Annotated in this window: 14 protein-coding genes, 1 tRNA gene and 1 pseudogene; 6 read left to right on the forward strand and 10 right to left on the reverse strand. The window is 72.9% G+C overall.

From position 1 onward, the window contains the following. The first annotated feature begins 111 nt into the window (after positions 1 to 111). Entirely contained in the window at positions 112 to 591 is a 480-nt protein-coding gene (locus ACIF80_RS17615; protein ID WP_399805459.1) for an ATP-binding protein, read from the forward strand. A 159-nt stretch (positions 592 to 750) separates the two neighbouring features. On the opposite strand, the gene ACIF80_RS17620 is transcribed toward ACIF80_RS17615, so the two are convergent. Further along, positions 751 to 1050 carry a DUF397 domain-containing protein gene (locus tag ACIF80_RS17620; RefSeq protein WP_055572505.1) on the reverse strand — a complete coding sequence of 100 codons (300 nt, stop codon included), beginning with the start codon at positions 1048 to 1050 and terminating at the stop codon, positions 751 to 753. Between the two features lie 663 nt (positions 1051 to 1713). On the opposite strand from ACIF80_RS17620, the gene ACIF80_RS17625 reads away from it, so the two are divergent. Both ACIF80_RS17625 and ACIF80_RS17630 read left to right on the forward strand, forming a co-directional pair. After that, complete coding sequence (locus ACIF80_RS17625; RefSeq protein WP_399805462.1) at positions 1714 to 2268, forward strand: hypothetical protein; 555 nt, start codon at positions 1714 to 1716, stop codon at positions 2266 to 2268. 101 nt (positions 2269 to 2369) lie between these two features. After that, positions 2370 to 2903, forward strand: a complete 534-nt coding sequence (locus tag ACIF80_RS17630; RefSeq protein WP_399805464.1) for a DUF4232 domain-containing protein — start codon at positions 2370 to 2372, stop codon at positions 2901 to 2903. Between the two features lie 280 nt (positions 2904 to 3183). Here ACIF80_RS17630 and ACIF80_RS17635 read toward each other — a convergent pair whose 3' ends face one another. Further along, complete coding sequence (locus ACIF80_RS17635) at positions 3184 to 4344, reverse strand: DUF2786 domain-containing protein (RefSeq protein ID WP_399805466.1); 1161 nt, start codon at positions 4342 to 4344, stop codon at positions 3184 to 3186. An 86-nt stretch (positions 4345 to 4430) separates the two neighbouring features. Here ACIF80_RS17635 and ACIF80_RS17640 point away from each other — a divergent pair, with 86 nt between their 5' ends. Together ACIF80_RS17640 and ACIF80_RS17645 are read left to right on the forward strand one after the other, a co-directional pair. Then, the gene (locus ACIF80_RS17640; RefSeq protein WP_399805468.1) at positions 4431 to 5237 is read left to right on the forward strand and encodes a Clp protease N-terminal domain-containing protein; all 807 of its coding nucleotides are present in this window, start codon (positions 4431 to 4433) and stop codon (positions 5235 to 5237) included. A gap of 101 nt (positions 5238 to 5338) precedes the next feature. Further along, positions 5339 to 7027, forward strand: coding sequence for a bifunctional 3'-5' exonuclease/DNA polymerase (locus tag ACIF80_RS17645; protein ID WP_399805470.1), 1689 nt, complete (start codon positions 5339 to 5341; stop codon positions 7025 to 7027). Here ACIF80_RS17645 and ACIF80_RS17650 read toward each other — a convergent pair. Continuing rightward, a complete protein-coding gene (locus ACIF80_RS17650; protein ID WP_399805472.1) occupies positions 7009 to 9111 on the reverse strand; it encodes a BTAD domain-containing putative transcriptional regulator in 2103 nt (700 codons plus the stop codon). The genes ACIF80_RS17645 and ACIF80_RS17650 overlap by 19 nt on opposite strands. Positions 9112 to 9521: 410 nt before the next feature. Here ACIF80_RS17650 and ACIF80_RS17655 point away from each other — a divergent pair. Then, a pseudogene (locus tag ACIF80_RS17655) lies at positions 9522 to 10007 on the forward strand (hypothetical protein); the annotation flags it as partial. A gap of 253 nt (positions 10008 to 10260) precedes the next feature. Here the strand turns inward: ACIF80_RS17655 and ACIF80_RS17660 are convergent. The 7 genes from ACIF80_RS17660 to ACIF80_RS17690 form a co-directional block, all read right to left on the reverse strand. After that, positions 10261 to 10334, reverse strand: a tRNA-Thr gene (locus ACIF80_RS17660). A 118-nt stretch (positions 10335 to 10452) separates the two neighbouring features. Then, positions 10453 to 12048 (reverse strand): alpha/beta hydrolase, encoded by a 1596-nt coding sequence (locus ACIF80_RS17665; RefSeq protein ID WP_399805474.1) that lies wholly within the window; start codon positions 12046 to 12048, stop codon positions 10453 to 10455. 145 nt (positions 12049 to 12193) lie between these two features. Beyond that, on the reverse strand, positions 12194 to 13399 hold the full coding sequence (locus ACIF80_RS17670) for a DNA polymerase III subunit delta' (protein WP_399805476.1): 1206 nt from the start codon (positions 13397 to 13399) through the stop codon (positions 12194 to 12196). Between the two features lie 319 nt (positions 13400 to 13718). Further along, complete coding sequence (tmk, locus tag ACIF80_RS17675; RefSeq protein ID WP_399805478.1) at positions 13719 to 16979, reverse strand: dTMP kinase; 3261 nt, start codon at positions 16977 to 16979, stop codon at positions 13719 to 13721. A 254-nt stretch (positions 16980 to 17233) separates the two neighbouring features. After that, positions 17234 to 20191 carry a type I DNA topoisomerase gene (topA, locus tag ACIF80_RS17680; protein WP_399805480.1) on the reverse strand — a complete coding sequence of 986 codons (2958 nt, stop codon included), beginning with the start codon at positions 20189 to 20191 and terminating at the stop codon, positions 17234 to 17236. Between the two features lie 257 nt (positions 20192 to 20448). Continuing rightward, positions 20449 to 20646, reverse strand: coding sequence for a hypothetical protein (locus ACIF80_RS17685; protein ID WP_399805482.1), 198 nt, complete (start codon positions 20644 to 20646; stop codon positions 20449 to 20451). A gap of 416 nt (positions 20647 to 21062) precedes the next feature. Beyond that, positions 21063 to 22592: a methyltransferase gene (locus ACIF80_RS17690; protein ID WP_399805484.1), complete on the reverse strand. Its 1530-nt coding sequence runs from the start codon at positions 22590 to 22592 to the stop codon at positions 21063 to 21065. Positions 22593 to 22692: the final 100 nt, after the last annotated feature.

Here is a 22692-nt window from a genome sequence, read left to right on the forward strand (position 1 = left end):
TCTGCCCTTGCATCTGCCGTGCGCATCCGAAACCATGGTCTCCGCACCACCGCCGTATCGCTACGACCGCGAATTCCGGGAGTGCCTCGCATGGGGACGAATGGATCGACCATGCTCGAGCCGTTACGGCAGGGCCTTCCGCCGCTGGACCCCGCGGCCGTGTCCGACGCCGTCTCCTGCTCCCTGCCCACCCGCTACGAAGCGGTCCGCGAGGCGCGGCAGTTCACCCGGAAGACCTGCGACCAGTGGGACCTGGACGACCGCTTCGACGACGTGTGCCTGGTCGTCTCCGAGCTGGTCACCAACGCCCTGCGGCACGGACTGCCGGCCTGCGCACCGCGGCTGACGGGTCAGGAGGCTCCGGTACGGCTGCATCTGATGCGGTGGACCGGACGCCTGGTGTGCGCGGTGCGCGACCCGAGCCACGACAGTCCCGTCACCCGTGACGCGGACGACTTCTCCGCGGAGTCGGGCCGCGGGCTGCTCCTGGTCGAGTCGTTCAGCGACAGCTGGGGCTGGCAGCCGATGCGGAGCGGACGCGGCAAGATGGTCTGGGCGCTGTTCCTGCTGCGGCCTCCCGGCGGCGACTGACGGAAGCGACACCTTGGGGCGCGGCGCTTCTACGCGCGTCGCGCGGCATTCAGGGGCCGCCGGGTGAGGCCGGTGCGGCGGGCGAGGCCGACGCGGCGGGCAAGATCGGTGCGGCGGGCAAGGTCGGTGCCACCGCGGTGGGCGCGGTAGGCGCTTTCCTCAGCCGACGACCAAGTGGTCGAACTCGCCGTCCTTGATGCCGAGGAGCATCGCCTCGATCTCCGCCCTGGTGTAGACGAGCGCGGGCCCCTCGGGAAAACGGGAGTTGCGCACCGCCACCTCACCACCCGGCAGCCGGGCGAACTCGACGCAGGAACCCTGCGAATTGCTGTGCCGGCTCTTCTGCCAGGCCACGCCGTTCAGCCTGGTGGCCGCCATGCCGTTGAACACGCGGGACGCGTCGGCGACGCCGTACACGTCGCCTTCGTACACATCACCGTCGTACACGTCGTGGTCCACAGGTCGCTCCCCGTTGTGCACTGGCTGGTGTTGCCATTGATGCAGTGGTCAACTGACCCGGATCATAGCTTTGTTCAAGTGCAAATGCATGGGCAGATGCACGTGCACGCGGGGTGTTCCCGCAGTTACAGTCCTGCGGCCCGACCTGCCGGGCCCCGTGTGGATTGAGACGCATACGGGGGCCTTCATGTTCCCTCGTTTCCTTCGCCTGTCCTCCCGCACCCCCGTTAGTCCTGCAAGCGGTCTCTTTTATTCGTCAACTACCTATCGTCATAGGGAAGTAGGGACATCCCCCGAGTCCTCCCGACCACCCGCGCGGGCTGCCGCTGCGGAACGCGGCGGGTGCCGCCCTCACCGCCGTGCCGTTCCCTCCCCCCTTCTCATTCCCCTCACCGCGCGGTGACGGCGCGGTGCGAGGTGGGTCACCGGGGCTGGTGGGGTGCCGGGCACGTCCTGTTAGCTGTCTGCGGTCGTTCCGGCCGACGTGGCCGGCTACAGGGCAGGGGGCTTGCGGTGACATCGGTGGATCAGCGCGGTACGGGGACGTCGGTGGGCTCGGTGGGCTCGGCGGTGGCCACGGGGGCGGCTCCGGGGGCGTCTCGGGGCACGGCTTCGGATGCGTCTTCGAAGGGGGCTCCGGAGACGCCTTCGGTAAGGGCTTCAGTGACTGCCTCGTCCGCGCCGTACTCCTGGCGCACCGTGTCACGCCGACGCGTACGGCTCGCGGTCGCGGCCACGGGCCTGGCCGGCGCGCTCGTCCTCACCGGGTGCAGCGGCGACAGCGACTCCGGCGACGACTCCACGCCGTCCGCCGAGGCGTCCGCCTCGGCCGACGCCGATCCCGACGGTGGCACCGGCGGGACGGACGAGACGGGCGGCTCGGCCACGAGCGGCGCCCCGGCGGGCGAGCTGGAGGGCAGCTGGCTCACCACGGTCGACGGCAAGGCCGTGGCGCTGATGTTCACCGGGGAGCAGGCGGCCCTCTTCGCCACGGGCGGCACCGTGTGCAGCGGCACCGCACAGGAGGATGCCGGAACCCCGACGATCAGTCTCCAGTGCACGGACGGCAACGAGGACCGGGCGAGCGGCACGGTCGACTCGGTGAGCGGGTCCACCCTGAAGGTCACCTGGGAGGGCTCCCTCGGCACCGAGACGTACACGAAGGCCGAGGGCGGCCGGCTGCCGTCGGGGCTTCCGACCGCGGGGCTGGGGTCGTAGGGTCCGCTCCTGCCGTGAGGACATCGGCCCTTCGGATGCGCAGGGAGGGGCCCCAGGATGTGATGATCGGTGGGCTGTTCCACGACCCCAGGGGAATCCTCATGCGCACCATGCCGATCACCGTCACCGCTGTCACCGCCCTCCTCCTGCTGACCGCCTGCGGCGGCGAGAGCGGTGGGGACGGGGCGAAGGACGACGCGAAGCAGCAGAGCGGGGCCTGCTCGAGCGCGACGGTGGACATGGAGGCCGGCCCCGCGAGCGAGGCACCGGCCGCCGGTGACACCGGCGAGGTCCCCGTGAACCTCGTCAACCAGGGTGCCTCCTGCGTCCTGGACGGCTTTGCCGAGGCGAATCTGGTGGCCGGGGACGAGCCCGTCGCACTGGCCCCGGTCGAGGGCGCAACGGCGCAGAAGCTGACCCTGGCCGAGGGCGGATCGGTCTCCTTGACGATCACCTACGTGCGCGGGCCGGAGGGCGAGGGCGAGAGCCTGGACGTCAAGACCCTGCAGGTCGGCCTCCCCGGCGACTCCACCACCCAGGACTTCCCCTGGTCGTACGGCCCGGTGGCGGTCAAGGAAAAGACCGAGGCCTCGGCCGACGCCTCCGTGGGCGCCTTCCAGCGGACGGGCGACTGACCGGCGAACGGCCGACCGACGGTCGGTAGCCGGGTGACCGAGCGACAGGCGGGCAACCGACCGGTAGACCGGCGACCGACCGGCAGACGGGCGACCGAGCGCCCTTCCGGCCTTCCGGCAGGAAGACCCACGCCCCACCACCTGCCCCCGCGCGAAGGGCGACCCTCGCCCCACCACCCGCGCGGGGTCGGGCGATCCTCGGCCCACCACCCGCGCGGGCTCCGGGCCACGCGGGGGGGGGCACCACGCGCGGGGGGGCGTCTTAGGGTGCGGCTCCGGTTCAGCCGAGCCGTCGGCGGGCTTCGACCTGGGCATTGTCCGCCGCCCGCGCGCCCTCCTCCCAGCCCGCCACGTCACTCACCCCGCGCAGCCGGGTGGTCGTCGTCTCCGGGAACAGGTGGTCCAGTCGCTCGGTGACCGCGACGTCGCGGGAGGCGAGCACCGGGAGCAGGTCGTCGCTCAGCCCACTCGTCCGGCCTTCGGCGGCAGCCGCGAGGCGCGCGCCCACGCGGTGGGCGTAGGCCGCGAGGAAGGACTGCCGGAAGGTCTTGGTCCGCTTGCGTCCGCCCGCCTTCTGGGCCGCCTCCGCCTTCGTCATGGCCGTACCGGCCTGCACGAGCAGTGAGGTGTAGAGAAGTTCGACCGCTTCCAGGTCGGCGTCGAAGCCGACCACGGTGGAGAAGCCGAGGGATTCGTTCCACACGGCCCGGCAGTGGTTCGCGTCGGCGATCGCGTCGAGCAGGACGGCCTTGGTCTGCTCGTACGGCGCTTCCACCCCGATCCGGCACGCGCCCGGCACCGTCGCCGCGTGTGTCCGTACCGCGAGCAGGGCCTCGTCGACGCTGTGCCGCGCCATCAGCTCCTGCGCCTTGGCGGTGAGCGCCTCCGCCTCCTCCGGGAATCCGGTCGCCTCCGCCTTGGCCAGCAGCGCGCGGATGCGGCCGAGCATGCGGGACTCCGGACGCCGGTCCCGCCCGTCCGGTCCCGCCGCGCCGGCGGCCTCGGCCGCCGCCTCGTCGAGGGGTTCGAGCGCGGGCAGGCGCAGCAGCAGCCGGTACAGCTCCAGTACGGCCGTGGCGTGCGAGAAGCGATCGGTGCGGGGCGCGGGTGCGGCGCCGGGTTCACCGGGGGCGCCGAGAGCGTCGAGCTGGGCGGTCCAGCGGGGCCCTCGGGGCCGGTCGTGCGGCGTCTGCGCGCGGATCAGTCCCGTGACGAGCCGTAGGTGCACGTCGTCCAGTTCGCGCCGGACGATCCGTACGAGGTCGGCGGGCTGCCAGCCGCGCCGCCGGGCGTTCGCCACGAACTCCTCGCCCCGCCGGGCGAGTTCGGCGTCCGCCGCCGGGTCGACGGCGAGCAGGGACGCGCCGGTGTCGAGGGCGTCGTCGGTGGTGGCGTACAGGGCGGCCCGGAAGGCGCGGTCGACGGTGCTGGACGTGCTCACGGGCCGATGGTGCCATGCCACGGGAATTCACCCCCAAGTGTCAACTCGCGGTTGACACTCTCCCGCTGTCAACCTACCGTTGACACATGACGACGAATCCCGGCATCAAGTCATCCGTCCGTCTCGACGACCTCATCGCGGCCATCAAGAAGGTCCACGAGGAACCCCTTCAGCAACTTCAGGACGCGGTGCTCGCGGGTGAGCACCTCGGCGACGTGGCGGACCACCTGATCGGCCACTTCGTGGACCAGGCCCGGCGCTCGGGCGCCTCCTGGACGGACATCGGCAAGAGCATGGGCGTCACCCGGCAGGCGGCCCAGAAGCGTTTCGTGCCCAAGGAGTCGGCCGCCCTCGACCCGAACGAGGGCTTCAACCGCTACACGCCCCGCGCCCGCGCCGTGGTGATGGCCGCGCACAACGAGTCCAAGGCCGCGCGCAACGCCGAGGGCCTGCCCGCGCACCTGGTCCTCGGCCTGCTGGCCGAGCCGGGCGGCCTGGCCGCGAAGGCGATCACCGAACAGGGCGTCACCCTGGACGCGGTCCGCGCTGCCGCCACCGCGGCCCTCCCGCCGGCCGTCGAGGACGCCCCCGAGCTGGTGCCGTACGGCCCGGCGGCCAAGAAAGTCCTGGAACTCACCTTCCGCGAGGCCCTCCGCCTCGGCCACAACTACGTCGGCACCGAGCACCTCCTGCTCGCCCTCCTGGAGCACGAGAACGGCAAGGGCGTCCTCAGCGGCCTCGGCGTCGACAAGACGACCACCGAGCGGTACGTCGCCGACCTGCTGGCACAGGTCGTGGAGACGCGGCAGGAGGAGGACCGGGAGAAGGAGGACGGCCGGGAGAAGAAGGGCGGGGACGGCGACCGGGAGCAGGAACCCTCGCCGGAGAGCTGATCCGGGTCGTCGCCGGACCCCGCGTCGGGCCCGTTCCCGAACCCCGCTCCCGAACCCCGCTCCCGGGCCCCGCTGTCAGACCCCCCTGCCACACTCACCTCATGGCCGACCGGTGGGCACTCTCTTTGGCCGAGGACGGTGGCGTCGACGTCGCCCCCCTCGGCCCGGAGGGGCTGCCCGCCGCTCCGGTGCGGCGGGAGGCGGATCCCGCCGAGGCCGTGCGGAGCCGTCCCGGCGTCACCCGGTGGGTGTGGCGGTCCACCGCCGAGGTCCATCCGCGCCTGCTCGCCACGGGGGTGCGAGTAGAACGGTGTTACGACGTCGAGGCGGCCGAGACGCTCCTGCTCGGCCACGAGGGCCGGTACGGGCAGCCCCGTTCGGCCGCTGCCGCCCTGGCGCGGCTCCGCGGGGGCCCCGTACCGCCCGATCCGCCGCAGCGTTCGGCCGAGCCGGGCGCGCAGTCGCCGCTCTTCGAACCCCGGGGCACCCACGTCCCGCTGGCGGACCTCCTCGCGGTCTACGCCGGACAGCAGCGCCGGATCGAGGCCACCGCGCACCCGGACCGGATGCGGCTGCTGGTGGCCGCCGAGTCGGCGGGGATGCTCGTCGCCGCCGAGATGAACCGCGCGGGGGTGCCCTGGCGGGCGGACGTGCACCGCGCGGTGCTGCACGACCTGCTCGGCGAGCGGTACGCGGGCGGCGGCGAGCCCCGCAGACTCGCCGAGCTCGCCGACGAGGTGTCCGCCGCCTTCGGCCGCCGGGTCCGGCCCGACCTGCCCGCCGACGTCGTCAAGGCGTTCGCGCAGGCCGGGATCAAGGTCTCCTCGACCCGCCGCTGGGAGCTCGAGTCCATCGACCATCCGGCGGTGAAACCGCTGATCGAGTACAAGAAGCTGTACCGCATCCGGGTCGCCCACGGCTGGTCCTGGCTCCAGGACTGGGTGCGCGACGGCCGCTTCCGGCCCGAGTTCCTGGCGGGCGGGACGGTGACCGGCCGCTGGGTGACCAACGGCGGGGGCGCGCTGCAGATCCCCAAGGTGATCCGCCGCGCGGCCGTCGCCGACCCGGGCTGGCGGCTCGTCGTCGCCGACGCCGACCAGATGGAGCCGCGCGTCCTCGCGGCGATCTCCCGCGACCCCGGGCTGATGGAGGTGGCCGGCCGGGAGACCGACCTCTACCAGTCGGTGTCCGACCGCGCCTTCTCCGGCGACCGCGCGCAGGCGAAGCTCGCCGTCCTCGGCGCGGTCTACGGCCAGACGTCCGGCGACGGCCTGAAGAACCTCGCCGCCCTCAGACGCCGCTTCCCCCGGGCCGTGGCCTACGTCGACGAGGCCGCCCGCGCCGGGGAGGAGGGCCGGCTCGTGCGGACCTGGCTGGGCCGCACCTGCCCGCCCGCGGCCCGCACGACGGACGACGCGGTGGAGGAGGCGGGCATCCCGCTCGCGGAGGAGGAACCCGACGCCGCCCGGCAGTGGATACCGGGCTACGCCTCGACCGACGCCCGCGCGCGAGGCCGTTTCACCCGCAACTTCGTCGTCCAGGGCAGCGCCGCCGACTGGACCCTGCTGCTGCTCGCCGCGCTACGGCAGGCGGTGAGGGACATGGCGGCCGAGCTGGTCTTCTTCCAGCACGACGAGGTGATCGTGCACTGTCCGGAGGAGGAGGCGGAGACGGTGGTGACGGCGATCCGGGAGGCGGCGGAGCTGGCCGGGCGGCTGACGTTCGGCCCGACCCCGGTGCGGTTCCCGTTCACGACGGCGGTGGTGGAGTGCTACGCGGACGCCAAGTGACCCCGGAGACCGGCCTCCCCGGCGCCCCCGGCGCCCCCGGAGAGAAAAGTGGGGATGGCTTCGGAGACGGGGACCTGCTCGGAGACGGGGAGGGGTGCAGAGGCGGGGGCCGGTTCGGAGACCGGGGCCGGCTCGGAGGCGGGCCCCCGAACCGGCTCACGGGCGAGTTCGCGGGCGAAGTCGCGGACCAGGTCGTGCAGGGCGTAGCGGCCGTACGCGGTCTCCTCCAGCAGCGACACCTCGACGAGCCGGTCCAGTGCGGCCTCCGCGCGGCGCACGTCGATGCCCGCGAGGCGGGCCAGCCGGGCGGCACCGTAGCCGGACAGACCGTATCCGGACAGATCGAGCGCGCCGATGTGGCGCAGGACGAGGGCCGCGTCCCGGTCGGCCTCGCGCACGGAGGCGGCGAGCGCGTCGTGGGCGACCGCCAGGGAACGGCGGACACTGAGATCGTCGTACTCCAGCTGAGCCAGGCGGCTGTCGGCGGCAGCCAGCCGGCCGGCCAGCACGTCGGGGGTGAGGGCCCCGCGCGCGGCCAGCCGGGCGGCGACCACGCGCAGGGCGAGGGGAAGCCGGCCGGTGAGCGCGACCAGGGGGTGCCCGGCGTCGAGACCGTCCCGGCCGGAGACCGCGCGCAGCAGCGCGGCACTGTCCTCCCCGGTCAGCGGGGCGAGCGGGAAGCGGACCGCCCCGTCGAGCGCGGTGAGGGGCGAGCGGCTGGTGACGATCACCGCGCACCCCGGCCCGGCGGGCAGCAGCGGCCGGACCTGCGCGGCGTTCGCGGCGTCGTCCAGCACCAGGAGCGTGCGGGTCGGTGCGAGCAGCGAGCGCAACAACGCGGCGGCGGCGTCCTGGCGTTCGGGGACGTCCCGGGGTGCGATGCCGAGGTCGCCGAGCAGCGTGGTCAGCGCCCGGGCGGAGGTGAGGGGCGTCCGACCAGGGGTGGCGCCGTGCAGGTCGACGTAGAGCTGACCACTGCGGAAACGTTCCAGCAGCCCTTGCGCGACATGCAGCGCGAGCGCGCTCTTGCCGACACCGGCCATCCCGCTGATGACCACGACGGAGGGTGCGGAGGAGCCGAGGACACCGGAGGAGCCGGATGAGCCGGGCCCGGGGGCAGCTGCCGTCGTCGGCCGCGCCCCAGGGGTGAGCACCCGCCGCAGTTCGTCGACCACTTCCCCGCGACCGGTGAAGTGGGCGGGTGCCGCCGGAAGTTGGGCCGGCCGGAGCACCACGGGCGACGCGCCCGGTACGCCCGTCGGCACACTGCGCCGAGGACGGTGTCCCGGCACAGGCTCGTCGGTCCCCCGCAGCACCTCCACATGCGCCTCCCGCACGCCCGGCCCCGGTTCGATGCCGAGTTCCTCGGCCAGCCGGGTGCGCAGATCACGGTGGACGGCGAGGGCCTCGGCCCGGCGGCCGACGCGGTGCAGGGCGAGCATCAGCTGCCGGTGGTAGGCCTCCCGCAGCGGATGCCCGGCGGCCAGCGCCGCCAGCTCCGGCACGAGCCCGGCCGCCGACCGCCCGCCGCGGAGGGCGAGTTCGGCGTCGTAGTGACACTCGAGGAGCAGCAGCCGCGCCTCCTGCAGCCGCCGTATCAGCGCGTACCCGCCCACCTCGGGCGGCAGCCCGGCCAGCGGTGCGCCCCGCCACAGCGCGAGCGCGTCGGCGCAGGAACGGACGACGCGCTCCCAGTCCCGGCCGGTGTGCGCGGTGCGCGCCGAAGCGACCAGGGCGTCGAAGCGATGGACGTCCAGTTCTCCGTCGTCGACCCGCAGGAGATATCCGGTCGGTACGGTGACCAGCCGGCCGGGGTCGTCGAGCAGCCGGCGCAGCCGGGCCACGTGGTTGTGCAGCGAGGGGTGCGCGGAGACGGGCGGGGCCCCGCCCCAGAGCGCGTCCTTCAGCCCGTCGACGGAGACGACGCGCCCCGCGTCGAGCAACAGCGCGGCGAGCAGGATCCGCAGCTTGGGACTCCCGACGGCCCGGACACCGGGCCTGGCGGAACACGTCCCCTCACCGCTCTTCTCCCCGCCGTACAGAACCGGTGCTCCCAGAAGCCCGAACCGCAACTCCCGCCGCATCACTGCCTTTCCGACCGCCCGCCGCCCGCTCACCCTCCGACCCGCTCACCAGCGGAGAGTCACCGGCCACATGTTAGCGATCCGTTGGCAAGTCCTGATGTGATCACTACAACGGATCCGGCCCGGGTGGTGCGCGCGTCGTACGCGCAACTCGGGGGAGTGTCACCACCGCGGCCCGATCCGCAGGCGAGGGCCCCGGTCGGTGAAGGTGAAAAACCGGGCCCTCGCCCCTTCCTTTCCGCCCTTCTCCCTGCCTTCCGGGTCAGCTGTCCGGCGGCCGCCCCAGCTGCGCCGGACACCTCCCGTCCCCAGCGGGGCCTGTGCCCTGGTGACAACAACGCGGCCCGCCCCGTGTGCAAGACCCGCGACAGGGTCCAAGACCTGCTGCCGGCCTGGAAGAGGAACGGACCGTGACGACCATCGCGGTGACCGGGCACATCAACCTGACGGAGGGCAGCATCCCCCTGGTCCGTGCCGCCCTGGACGATCTGCTCAAGCCGTACGCCGAGGACGGCGAGCTGGTCGGCGTCTCCTGCATCGCCAAGGGCGCGGACTCCCTCTTCGCCGAGGCCGTCCTCGCCGCCGGCGGACGGCTCACCGTGGTCGTCCCTTCCCAGGACTACCGCCGGAACAAGGTCGGGCCCGACCACGCCCCCCTCTTCGACCGCCTCGTCGAAGCCGCCGAGGAAGTCCTCGTGCTCCCCGTCGAGACGGCCGACCGGCAGGCGTACGAGGCCGCCAACGCCGTACTCGTCGAACGCGCCGACCGCCTCGTCGCCGTGTGGGACGGCGAACCCCCGACCGGCTGGGGCGGCGGCACCGCCGACACCGTCCTCGAAGCACAGGCCGCAGGTGTCCCCGTGGAGGTGGTGTGGCCGGAGGGCGCCGCTCGCCGGAGCAGAGCGAGGTCCAACGGGAGGCCGCGGCAGGCGAGGCCGCTCGCAGCGGGGCGAAAGCCGCCGAGAAGGCCGAGGTGAAGGTGAGGACCGAGTGGAAGAAACTCGCTGAACAGGGCCCGGAGCCCTCCGCTCACCACCGCTCGCCCAAGTCGCTCCACGGCGTCTCAGACGTGCACCTCGTTCCGCCCTGTCCGCCCCCGAAAAAGCAAAAGCCCCAGGTCACGGCGAGTGAGTCCTGAGGCTTTCACAGAGCCGCCTTCGGGATTCGAACCCGAGACCTACGCATTACGAGTGCGTTGCTCTGGCCATCTGAGCTAAGGCGGCGCGCTGACGGCACCATGGTGCGATCAGCAACGACGGTAAGTCTACACAGTTTCGGATGGTGCTTCGTACCTGCCCCGGAGGCGGGCCCGAGGGCCTGCCTCCGGGGTGGGTGCACCCGCTATGAGCAGCGCTTTCCGTCCGCGGGCGGGGTGCCCTCGACGAGGTAGGTGTTGATCGCGGAGTCGATGCAGTCGCTGCCCCGGCCGTAGGCGGTGTGGCCGTCGCCCTCGTAGGTGAGGAGGCGGGCCGAGGCGAGCTGGCCGGCCAGGGCCTCCGCCCAGCGGTAGGGGGTCGCGGGGTCGCGCGTGGTACCGACGACGACGATCGGTGCCGCGCCCTCGGCCTCGATGCGCTGGGGCTCACCCGTGGCGGCGACCGGCCAGTACGTGCAGTTCAGGGCGGCCCAGGCGAAGCCCTCGCCGAAGACCGGGGACGCCTTCTCGAAGTCGGGGAGCGCGTCCTTCACCTGGTCCGGGGAGTCGAAGGCGGCCGGGAGGTCCAGGCAGTTCACGGCGGCGTTGGCGAACATCAGGTTGGCGTACTCGCCGTCGGCGTCACGTTCGTAGTAGCTGTCGGAGAGGGCGAGGAGTCCGGCGCCGTTGTTCTCCTTCATCGCCGCCGTCAGGGCCTTGCGCAGGAGCGGCCAGGCGCTCTCGTCGTACATCGCGGCGATCACCCCGATGGTGGCCAGCGACTCGGTGAGCTCACGGCCGTCGGCGTCACCGGTGGGGATCGGCTGGGCGTCGGTCTTGACGAAGAACTCCTTCAGGTTCCTGCCGGCCTCTTCGGGACTGGTGTTCCGGCCGCCGAGCGGGCAGTCGCTCTGCCGTACGCAGTCCTTCGCGAAGGCCGTGAACGCCGTGTCGAAGCCCGCCGTCTGCTCGATGTTGAGCTGCCGCGCGGACAGGGAGGGGTCCAGCGCGCCGTCCAGGACCAGCCGGCCCGTCCGGTCCGGGAACAGCCCCGCGTACGTCGCCCCGAGGAAGGTCCCGTAGGAGGCGCCGACGTAGTTCAGCTTCTCGTCGCCCAGCGCCGCCCGCACGATGTCCATGTCCCGGGCCGCCTCGATGGTGGACACATGGCGCAGCAGCTTCGGCTCGTCCGCCCCGCAGCCCTCGGCGAACTTCCGGTACGCGGCGACCAGTGTGTCCGCCTCCTTCTCGTCGTCCGGTGTGAAGTCCGTCTGCGTGTACGCGTCCATCTCGGGGCCGTCCAGGCATTCGACGGGCTCGCTGCGGGCCACGCCCCGCGGGTCCACGGCCACCAGGTCGTAGCGGGCGCGCACCTCCTTCGGGTAGCCGATGCCCGCGTACGCCTGGAGGTAGTCGATCGCCGAGCCGCCCGGTCCGCCGGGGTTGACCAGCAGGGAGCCCAGCCGCTCCCCCGGGCCCGTGGCCTTCTTGCGGGACACGGCGAGGCGGATGTCGCCGGCGGACGGGTCCGCGTAGTCGAGCGGCACCTTCAGCGTGGCGCACTGGAAGCCGGGCACTCCGCAGTCGCGCCAGGCGGGCTTCTGCTCGTAGTAAGGCGTGAGCGCCTTGGGCGTGGAGCGGGGCAGGGCGGCCAGCACCGCAGCCTCCTCCTTCGTCGCCGAGCTCGCGGAACTCGTGGTGCTCGTCGTGCTCCCGGAGGAGCAGCCGGAGACCAGGAGCGCGGCGGCGGCGAGCAGCGTGGCTCCGGTACGGGTCCTGCGGAGGATGCGCCTTGTGTACATACTGCGAGCGTAACTCTGCGCGACGGGGCGAGTGCCTTGTGTGCGTGTCGCGCGTCGCGCGAGTCGTGATTTTTGGGGCTATGGGATTCGGTTTTCGGATTCGGACCGGGGTGGGTCGGACCGGGGTGGGTCGGGTCGGGTCGGGTCAGCCTGCTCTGAGGGCCATCGTCATCGCTTCCACCGCCAGGAGCGGGGCCACGTTGCGGTCGAGGGCGTCGCGGCAGGCGGCGATGGCCTCGATGCGGCGGAGCGTGGATTCGGGGGAGTTGCCCCGGGCCAGGCGCTCCAGGGCGTCCTCCGCGTCCGTGTTGGCGATGGCCACGCGGGAGCCGAGCTGGAGGGCGAGGACGTCACGGTAGAAGCTGGTGAGGTCGGTCAGGGCCACATCGAGGCTGTCCCGCTGGGTACGCGTTCTGCGGCGCTTCTGCATGTCCTCCAGTTCCTTGACCACGCCCGCGGTGCCGCGCGGCAGCCGGCCGCCCTGGGCCGCGCCGAGTGCCGCCTTCAGCTCGTCGGTCTCCTTGGTGTCCCTCTGCTCGGCCAGCTGTTTGGCGTCCTCGGCGGCGGCGTCGACGAGTTCCTGGGCCGCCTTGAGCGCGCTCCCGATGTCCTCGACGCGCAGCGGCAGCTTCAGTACGGCGGCACGGCGCTCGCGGGCGGCCGGGTCGGTGGCCAGGCGGCGGGCCCGGTCGACGTGCCCCTGGGTGGCGCGGGCCGCGGCCGCGGCGACATCCGGCTCGATGCCCTCACGCCGTACGAGCAGATCGGCGACGGCGTCCACGGAGGGCGTGCTCAGGTTGAGGTGGCGGCAGCGGGAGCGGATCGTCGGCAGGACGTCCTCGACGGAGGGGGCGCAGAGGAGCCAGACCGTGCGGGGTGCGGGCTCCTCGACGGCCTTGAGGACGGCGTTGGCGGAACTCTCGTTCAGCCGTTCGGCGTCCTCGACGAGGATCACCTGCCAGCGGCCGTTCGCCGGTGCGGTGAACGACTTGCGGACGGTGTCACGCATGTCGCGCACCAGGATCATCGCGCCGACGGCGGCGATCGTGCTCACGTCGGCGTGGGTCCCGATCAGGGCGGTGTGGCAGCCGTCGCAGAATCCGCAGCCCGGGGACCCGCCGAGTGCGCGGTCGGGGCTGACGCACTGCAACGCGGCGGCGAAGGCGCGCGCCGCCTGGTTGCGCCCCGCGCCGGGCGGGCCGGTGAACAGCCACGCGTGGGTCATCTTCGACGCCGCCGGTGGCGGGGCGCCGGTCGACGCGGCTGTGACGAGGGCATCGGCGTCCCGCGCGGCGGCGGCGAGCTGGTCGCTCACCCGCTGCTGCCCGACGAGGTCGTCCCACACGGTCATGGGTCACGCCGCCCTTCCGTCACGTTCGCCAGTCATTGTCCACCGGCCGCTTCGTCGGCTGATTCACCGGTTGATTCATCAACTGCTTCATCGGCTGCTTCGTCGGCTGCTTCGTCGACCGATTCACCGACCGATTCATCGGTCGGATCCACCGCCCGGATCCATTGTGGGGGTGACCACCGACAGTCCCGGACCAGTCCCGGCCGGTCCGGGACTGGTCCGGGCCGGTCGGGGGCCCGGAACCGGGGGAACGGCGCTGGGCGGGGGCCGTCGTTCCGCCCCCGCCCAGCACCGGTACCTCGGTGGACCGCCGCTCGTGTCAGCGGCGCCGTCCCTTGCCCTTGCCCCGGCCACCCTCTTCGGGTTCACCCGGTTCGCCGTGCTCGTCGTCACGCGGGCCCAGCAGTTCGTCCGCCAGGGTCGGCAGGTCGTCCAGCGGGGTCTCCTCGGCCCAGTCCGAGCGCTGCCTGCGCCGGTCCGGCATGTTCTCGAGGTCGACCCGGGGCAGCTCGCGCGTGCTGGCCACCTCGTCGTCCTGGGTGATCGCGGGGAGGACCGCCGTCTCCTCCGTGGCGCTCGGCGGCGGCACGGCCGGCAGCACCTCGGTCTCGTCGGCCGCCCCCGGCGGCACCGACACCTGCGGCAGTTCGGTGGTCACCTCGGCCTCGGACGGCTGCGAGGACCTGGTCCAGCCGGCCTGCCCTCCGCCCCCGGTCCCGGTCCCGGTCCGCTCGGAGTCGTGCGGGTCCTTGCGGAACCGGCCCGAGGGCTCGCCGGAGCCCGGCCGGTCCTCTCCGGCCGCGTCGCCCGTCACCCTGGGCAGCGCCGCCGTCCCGTCCGCCGGAGCCGATCCGCTCGCGCCCGACGCGTCCGGCTCCCGTGAAGCGTCCGACGACCCGCTCGACGCGTTCGCGGCACGCGCCGCGTCGGCCCAGCTCACCGTGGAGGGCCCCGCCTCCGCCGCGGCCGCGGCCTGCTCCGCGAGGCGTCGGGCCTCCTCGGCCCGCCGCAGCGCCTCCTCGGCCTTGCGCTGCTTCTCCAGGCGCAGTGCCTCGGCCTCGGCGCGCAGCCGCTCCTCCTCCTCGGCCTGCTTGCGGCGGCGCTCCTCCTCCGCCTTGCGGCGGGCTTCCGCCTCCGCGCGCGCCTTCTCCTCGGCGAGGAGCCGCTGCCGCTCCTCCTCGGCACGACGGGCGGCCTCCTCGGCGCGCTGCCGGGCCTCCTCCGCCTGCCGTTCGGCCTCGCGCCGCTGCGCCTCCTCCAGCTCGCGCCGCTTGCGCTCCTCCTCCTCGGCACGCAGCCGCGCCAGCTGTTCCTGGCGCTCGCGCTCCAGGCGCTCCTCCTCGGCCTTGCGCGCCGCTTCCTCCTCCGCCTTGCGGCGGGCCTCCTCCTCGGCCTTGCGCCGGGCTTCCTCGATGGCCTTGATCTCGGCCTCGGAGAGCGGCAGCACCTGGTCGAGCCGGTGCCGGACGACCGTACCGACCGCGTCCGGCTCCTGGCCGGCGTCGACGACCAGGTACCGGCCGGGGTCGGCCGCGGCCAGCGTGAGGAAACCGGCCCGCACGCGCGCGTGGAACTCGGCGGGCTCCGACTCCAGCCGGTCCGGCGCCTCGGTGAACCGCTCGCGCGCGGTCTCCGGCGCCACGTCGAGGAGCACGGTGAGGTGCGGTACGAGGCCGTCGGTGGCCCAGCGGTTGATGCGGGCGATCTCGGTCGGCGACAGGTCGCGTCCGGCACCCTGGTAGGCCACCGAGGAGTCGATGTACCGGTCGGAGATGACGATCGCGCCGCGCTCCAGGGCGGGCCGTACGACCGTGTCGATGTGCTCGGCGCGGTCCGCCGCGTACAGCAGGGCCTCCGCGCGGTGGGACAGTCCGGCGCTCGAGACGTCCAGCAGGATCGACCGCAGCCGCTTGCCGACCGGCGTCGCCCCCGGCTCACGCGTGAGCACGACCTCGTGGCCCTTGCCCCGGATCCACTCGGCGAGCGCCTCGGCCTGGGTGGACTTCCCGGCCCCGTCGCCGCCTTCCAGGGCGATGAAGAAGCCGGCGCCCGCCACCGCGGGCTCGGGGTCGTCGCCGCCGAGCAGCGCGTCCCGCAGGTCCTGGCGCAGCGGCACCCCGGAACGGTCGTCGACCTTGGCCAGGACCAGCGCGGCCACCGGCAGCAGCAGCGCGCCCACCAGCATCAGCGTGAACGCGGCACCACCGTGCGCGAAGACGAACCGGCCGCTCTCCAGCCGGTGCGGTCCGATGCCCGCGGCCACCAGGGGGGCGATCACCACGCCGAGGGCCACGAAGACGTGGACGACCGCGTGCAGGTGCTCCGTCGTACGGGCCCGCCGCTGGTCCTCGGTCTCCTGGTCGAGCAGGGTGTGCCCGGTGTTGGCCGCCGTGCCCGCGCCGACACCGGCCAGCGCGGCGATCAGCAGCACGCTGGTGACGTCCGGTACGAGTCCGGCGGCGAGCAGTGCGACGCCGGTGCAGGCGAGCGCCAGCGCGAGCAGCCGGCGCCGCGACAGCGACGGCAGCAGGGCCGGCGCCGTCCGTATGCCGACGACGACGCCGCCGGTCAGCGCGGCCACCAGCAGGCCGTACAGCACGGGCCCGCCGCCCAGGTCCTTGGCGTGCAGCACGAACACGGCGACGGCGGCCGAGACCGCGGCGGCCACGGACGCGCAGGCGAGCACCAGCAGCGGCGTGGCGCCGGTGCGGCCCTTGTCCGAACCGGAACCGGAGCCGGTGGCGCTCTTCGGGCGGCGCAGCCCCTCCAGCGGCGACCGCGGGCGCGGGGTGCGCGTACCGGGCAGTTCGAGGAACGTCACCATGGACAGCGACGCGGCGAACAGTCCGGCCGCGACGTACGAGGCGAGCGCCGCCTGGTGCTGTTCGAACCAGTCGATGCCCGTGCCCAGCAGGTTGTTGAGGAGTCCCGCGACGACGAGGACGAGGGCCGCGGCCGGCACCGCCACGAAGCCCGTACGCAGCGACAGGCGGCGCAGCGCGTCCAGGTGGTCCGGCAGCGGCCGCACCGTCGCGCCCTCCAGGGGCGGGGCGGGCAGCAGCGCGGGCGCCGCGCTCTCGCGGCAGACCGTCCAGAACCGCTCGGCGACCGACGTCACGAAGGCGGTGACGAGGAGCAGGGCGAGTGCGTCGTCGGGCGTCCAGTCGATCCACAGCGGCGCGACGATGAGCAGGGCCGCCCGCAGTCCGTCCGCGGCGATCATGGTCCAGCGGCGGTCCAGGGGGCCGCCCGGGGAGGTGAGCGAGGTGAGCGGGCCGAGGAGGACGGCGCCGAACAGCAGCGTCGCGAGGATCCGCACCCCGAAAACGGTCGCCACTGCGAACGCGACGCCCCGGTAGCCGCCGCCGAACGATCCCTCGGCGATCGCCGCCTGGAGAGCGAGGAGCACCAGCACCAGGAGGGCGAGGACGTCGCCGACACCACCTACGAGCTGTGCGCTCCAGAGGCGTTTCAGCTGCGGGCGACGCAGCAGGGCGCGGACCGCGCGCTCGCGGGAGTCCGCGACCAGGGCGTCGTCGGGGGCCGTTTGAGGGGCCGTTGGCGGCTCGGATCGCGTCATGCTTTCAGCCTATCGGCCCGCACCGATACCTCGGGCCTCTGCCCTGACATGCGCACGTCCCGACACCGAAGTGTTGCCGGGAGGTTCGCATTCCGAACCCTCGCGAAGATCCACACCGGGGAACGGGCAGGTCCTGAGGCTTCCGCGGAAGCTTTGCGGGAGCTGCGCCGGAGTTCCCGGAGCCACCGGGGGTCCAGGAGCCCGGGGCCGGGGCCCCGAGAACTCCCGCACCCTCATCAGACCCTGAAGGTCCCTCAGTCCTCGGCGCCGGTGCCGTTCGAGGCGGCCGTCGCCTTCTTCGCGGCGGCGGACTTCGTCGCCGTGGCCGTGGACGTGGACGTGGACGCCGTCGTCTTCCGCGCCGCCGTCGTCTTCGCGGCGGTCGTGGTCTTCTTCGCCGCGGTCTTCTTGGCGGCCGCCGTCTTCTTCGCCGGAGCCTTCTTGGCAGCCGTCTTCTTGGCGGCCGTCTTGGCCGGGGCCTTCTTGGCCGTCTTCTTGGCGGGTCCCTTGGCGCGCTTCTCGGCGAGCAGCTCGAACCCGCGCTCCTGGGTGATCGTCTCGACACTGTCGTCGGAGCGCAGGGTCGCGTTGGTCTCACCGTCGGTGACGTACGGGCCGAAGCGGCCGTCCTTCACCACGACCGGCTTGCCGCTGACCGGGTCCTCGCCCAGCTCCTTCAGCGGCGGCTTGGCCGCGGCCCGGCCACGCTGCTTGGGCTGGGCGTAGATCGCCAGCGCCTCCTCGAGCGTGATCGTGAAGAGCTGCTCCTCGGACTGCAGCGACCGCGAGTCGGTGCCCTTCTTCAGGTACGGCCCGTACCGGCCGTTCTGCGCGGTGATCTCCACGCCCTCGGCGTCGGTGCCGACCACACGCGGCAGCGACATCAGCCTCAGCGCGTCGTCGAGCGTCACCGTGTCCAGGGACATCGACTTGAAGAGGGAGGCCGTGCGCGGCTTGACCGCGTTCTTGCCGGTCTTCGGGGTGCCCTCGGGGAGGACCTCCGTGACGTACGGGCCGTAGCGTCCGTCCTTGGCGACGATCGGATGGCCCGTCGCCGGGTCGGTGCCCAGCTCGAAGTCACCGCTCGGCTTGGCGAGCAGCTCCTCGGCGAACTCCACCGTCAGCTCGTCGGGCGCCAGGTCCTCGGGGACATCGGCGCGCTGGTGGTTCTCGGAGTCCTTCTCGCCGCGCTCGATGTACGGGCCGTAGCGCCCGACCCGCAGCACGATGCCGTCACCCACCGGGAACGACGACACCTCGCGCGCGTCGATCGCGCCCAGGTCGGTCACCAGCTCCTTGAGACCGCCGAGGTGGTCCCCGTCGCCGTTGCCCGCCTCGGCCGCGCCGCTGCCGCCCGCGGGGAGGTCGCTGCCGGGAGTGCCCTCGCCGAAGTAGAACCGCTTGAGCCACGGCACGGACCGCGCCTCGCCGCGCGCGATGCGGTCGAGGTCGTCCTCCATGCGGGCGGTGAAGTCGTAGTCGACGAGCCGGCCGAAGTGCTTCTCCAGCAGGTTGACGACGGCGAAGGAGAGGAAGGACGGCACGAGGGCCGTGCCCTTCTTGAACACGTAGCCGCGGTCGAGGATCGTGCCGATGATCGACGCGTACGTCGACGGGCGGCCGATCTCCCGCTCCTCCAGCTCCTTGACCAGCGACGCCTCGGTGTAGCGGGCCGGGGGCTTGGTGGCGTGGCCGTCGGCCGTGATCTCCTCGGCGGTGAGGGCGTCGCCCTCGGTGACCTGCGGCAGCCGGCGCTCGCGGTCGTCGAGTTCGGCGTTCGGGTCGTCCGCGCCCTCGACGTAGGCCTTCAGGAAGCCGTGGAAGGTGATGGTCTTGCCGGACGCGGTGAACTCGACGTCCCGGCCGTCGGCCGCCGTGCCACCGATCTTCACGGTGACGGAGTTGCCGGTGGCGTCCTTCATCTGGGAGGCGACGGTCCGCTTCCAGATCAGTTCGTAGAGCCGGAACTGGTCGCCGGTCAGGCCGGTTTCGGCAGGGGTGCGGAAGCGGTCGCCGGAGGGGCGGATCGCCTCGTGCGCCTCCTGCGCGTTCTTCACCTTCCCGGCGTAGGTGCGCGGCTGCGGCGGCAGGTAGTCGGCGCCGTACAACTGCGTGACCTGGGCGCGGGCGGCGGCGACCGCCGTCCCGCTCAGCGTCGTCGAGTCCGTACGCATGTAGGTGATGTAGCCGTTCTCGTACAGCTTCTGCGCGATCTGCATCGTGGCCTTCGCGCCGAAGCCGAGCTTGCGGCTCGCCTCCTGCTGCAGCGTCGTCGTACGGAACGGGGCGTACGGCGAGCGGCGGTACGGCTTGGACTCGACGGACCGCACGGAGAACCGGGTGTTCTCCAGGGCGGCGGCCAGGGCGCGGGCGTTCGCCTCGTCGAGCTGGAGGGTGTTCGCGTTCTTCAGCCGGCCCAGGGAGTCGAAGTCGCGGCCCTGCGCGACGCGCCTGCCGTCGACGGTCTGCAGGCGGGCGAGCAGCGAGGACGGGTCGGAGGCGTCCCCGGCGCGGCCCGATGGGGGTCCCCCCGCCGGAGCGAAGCCGGAGGTGGGGGAGAAGGTGCCGGTCAGGTCCCAGTACTCGGCGGAGCGGAACGCGATGCGCTCGCGTTCCCGCTCGACGACGAGCCGGGTGGCGACGGACTGGACACGGCCGGCGGACAGCCGGGGCATGACCTTCTTCCACAGGACCGGCGAGACCTCGTAGCCGTAGAGACGGTCGAGGATGCGGCGGGTCTCCTGGGCGTCGACCAGCTTCTGGTTGAGCTGGCGCGGGTTGGCCACGGCCGCGCGGATCGCGTCCTTGGTGATCTCGTGGAAGACCATCCGCTTGACCGGGATCTTCGGCTTGAGCACTTCCTGCAGGTGCCAGGCGATGGCCTCGCCCTCGCGGTCCTCATCGGTGGCGAGGAAGAGTTCGTCGGATTCCTTCAGCAGGTCCTTGAGCTTCTTGACCTGGGCCCGCTTGTCGGCGTTGACCACATAGATCGGCTGGAAGTCGTGTTCGACGTCCACACCGAGGCGGCGGACCTCACCGGTGTACTTCTCGGGCACCTCCGCGGCGCCGTTGGGAAGGTCGCGAATATGCCCGACGCTCGCCTCGACGATGTAGCCAGGGCCGAGGTAGCCCTTGATCGTCTTCGCCTTGGCAGGCGACTCGACGATGACGAGTCGGCGGCCGCCCTTCGCGGTCTCGCTGGTCGGGGACAACTTCGCTCTTCTCTCCGGATCGACGCTGGGGCCACCCCGGGCTGTCGTCCCGGGGTCGGGTCTGCATTCACGGTTCGTGACGCTGCGGAGTGTGACGGTACATCCCGCCCCCGTGTCAAACGGGAAAAGCCCGCAACGGCCACTCGAACGGTAACCCGACTTGCACCGTTCCTGCCGCCCGGACTGTCCAGACCCTGCCCGCCCCTATGCGGAGCGCGACCTCCCGGTTACCGGAATCCCCTGTTCGCCCGCGATGCTCAGAGCCAGGTGAAGCACCACACCCCGACGACGAGGGAGGCCAGCGAGACGAGGCTCGCGACGGTGACCGAGGCGGCCTGACTCACCCCCTGGGCCACGGGGCGATGCCGGTGGACGCTGGCCGCGATCCAGGCCAACAGCCCACCTCCGAACAGGCAGAACACCATCCCCGCGAAGATCGCCGGTCCGTTCTCCATGGTCTCCCGAGCCCTTCTTCCCGGCAGCTGATGCCGGGTCCGGGGTGAGGCTGGCACGCGCGAGCGGCGGGAAGACGAACCGGAAGTGAACGCAGGGGCGACGTGGGCGGGGGCGACGGCGGCCGGCCCTCGGGGAGGTGTCCGAAACAACTCCAAAGTTGGCGAACCCGCCACCCTCCCGAGCCCCTGCCACGCCTGTGGCGGCCTCCGGACCCACGCGCTCCCGCCGGTCTCAGGCCCCACGCGCCCCTGTCGTCCTCCAAGCCCCACGTGTCCCTGTCACCCTCCAGGACCCGCACGCCCCTGTCACCCTCCAGGACCCACGAACCCCTGTCGCCCTTCAGGTCCCACGCGCCCCACCGGCCTCAGGACTCACGTTCCCCCGGGCCGAGCCCGGGACCGGCAGCCCCGCCCCGTCACTTCACCGGCTCCAGGAAGCCCTGCTCCACGAGCAGCCGGATCTGGGCCGGTGTGCGGTCGCGCAGCAGGACCGGGTCCTCGCCGAGCAGCTGGGCGATGGCGTCGAGGATGCGGCCCGCGCTCATCGTGCCGTCGCTCACACCCGCGAAGCCGGCGCCGATGGTGTCCACCCGGGTGGCCCGGCGCATGCCGCGGTTCTGGCGCAGCACCACATGCTCCGGGTCCTCCGCGCCGGGCAGCCCGACCTGCTCCTGCACCACTTCGGCGGCCAGCCTGAAGCGCGCTTCGAGCAGTGCCGCGTCGTCGTGCGTACGGAGATGGTCGAGCCGCTCGAAGTGGGCCCGCACCGTGTCCCCGAGCGGCTGCTCGACCGGATGCGACCATTCCTCCACCGTGACCGACGGCCGGTCGCTGCCCGACCTGCGCAGCGTGATCCAGCCGAAGCCGACCGCCTTCACGCCGCGCGCCTCGAACTCGTCCAGCCAGGCGTCGTACCGCGCCCGGTACTCGGCCGTGTCACCGCGGTGGTCCCCGGCGTCCCGCAGCCACAGCTCGGTGTACTGGTTGACGTCCTGCACCTCGCGCTGCACGATCCAGGCGTCGCACCCACGAGGCACCCATGACCTGAGCCTGTCCTGCCAGTCCTCCCCCTCGACGTGCTGCCAGTTGGCGAGGAACTGCGCGAATCCGCCGTCGCCGAGCCGTTCCCCCGCCTCCTGAACGAGCGTGCGGCACAGATCGTCCCCGCCCATTCCGCCGTCGCGGTAGGTGAGCCGCGCGCCCGGCGAGATCACGAAGGGCGGATTGGACACGATCAGGTCGTACTTCTCGTCCGCGCGGACCGGTGCGAACAGCGATCCCTCCCGCAGATCGGCGGCCGGGACCCCGGAGAGGGCCAGGGTGAGCGCGGTGATGTGCAGCGCGCGCGGGTTGACGTCGGTGGCCGTCACGCGCGTGGCGTGCCGAGTGGCGTGCAGCGCCTGGATGCCGGAGCCGGTGCCGAGGTCGAGCGCGGAGGCGACGGGTGTGCGGACGGTGATGCCGGCCAGGGTCGTGGACGCCCCGCCGACGCCGAGGACGACACCCTCGTGCGCACTGCCGATGCCGCCCGCGCCGCCGACCGCGCACCCGAGGTCGGACACGATGAACCAGTCCTCGCCCGCGGGCCCGCCGTACGGCCGTACGTCCACGCTCGCGACGACGTCGCCCGCGCCCGCGCGCGTCAGCCACCCGTCCTCCAGACAGACATCGACGGGCAGCACGTCCGCCACGCGCGCGTGCGGCACGGGTTGCTGCAACAGGAACAGGCGTACGAGTGTCTCCAGCGGGGTGTCCCCGCGCGTGGCCCGGAAGGCGGGCACGGTCTCGCTGCGGGCCAGCGCCGCGTACGCGGGGGCGCCGAGCAGTTCGAGCAGTCCGTCAGCGGTGAAGGAGGCCTCGAGCAGCGCGTCCCGGAGGCGGGCGGCGGTGTCGGGACGGTCGGACGAGGGCAGGGGCGGCAGGCCGGGGTTACTCACGCCCTCCATTGTGGCCGCCGCCCCCACCCCGCGCGTGTCGTGGCCGCCGCGACTGCCGCTGCGGTCACGGCGGTGGCGGCCGTCGAGACCGCAGCGACCGCCGCGGCGG

It is taken from the genome of Streptomyces sp. NPDC085927, assembly GCF_044540975.1.
GTDB lineage: Bacteria > Actinomycetota > Actinomycetes > Streptomycetales > Streptomycetaceae > Streptomyces > Streptomyces hirsutus.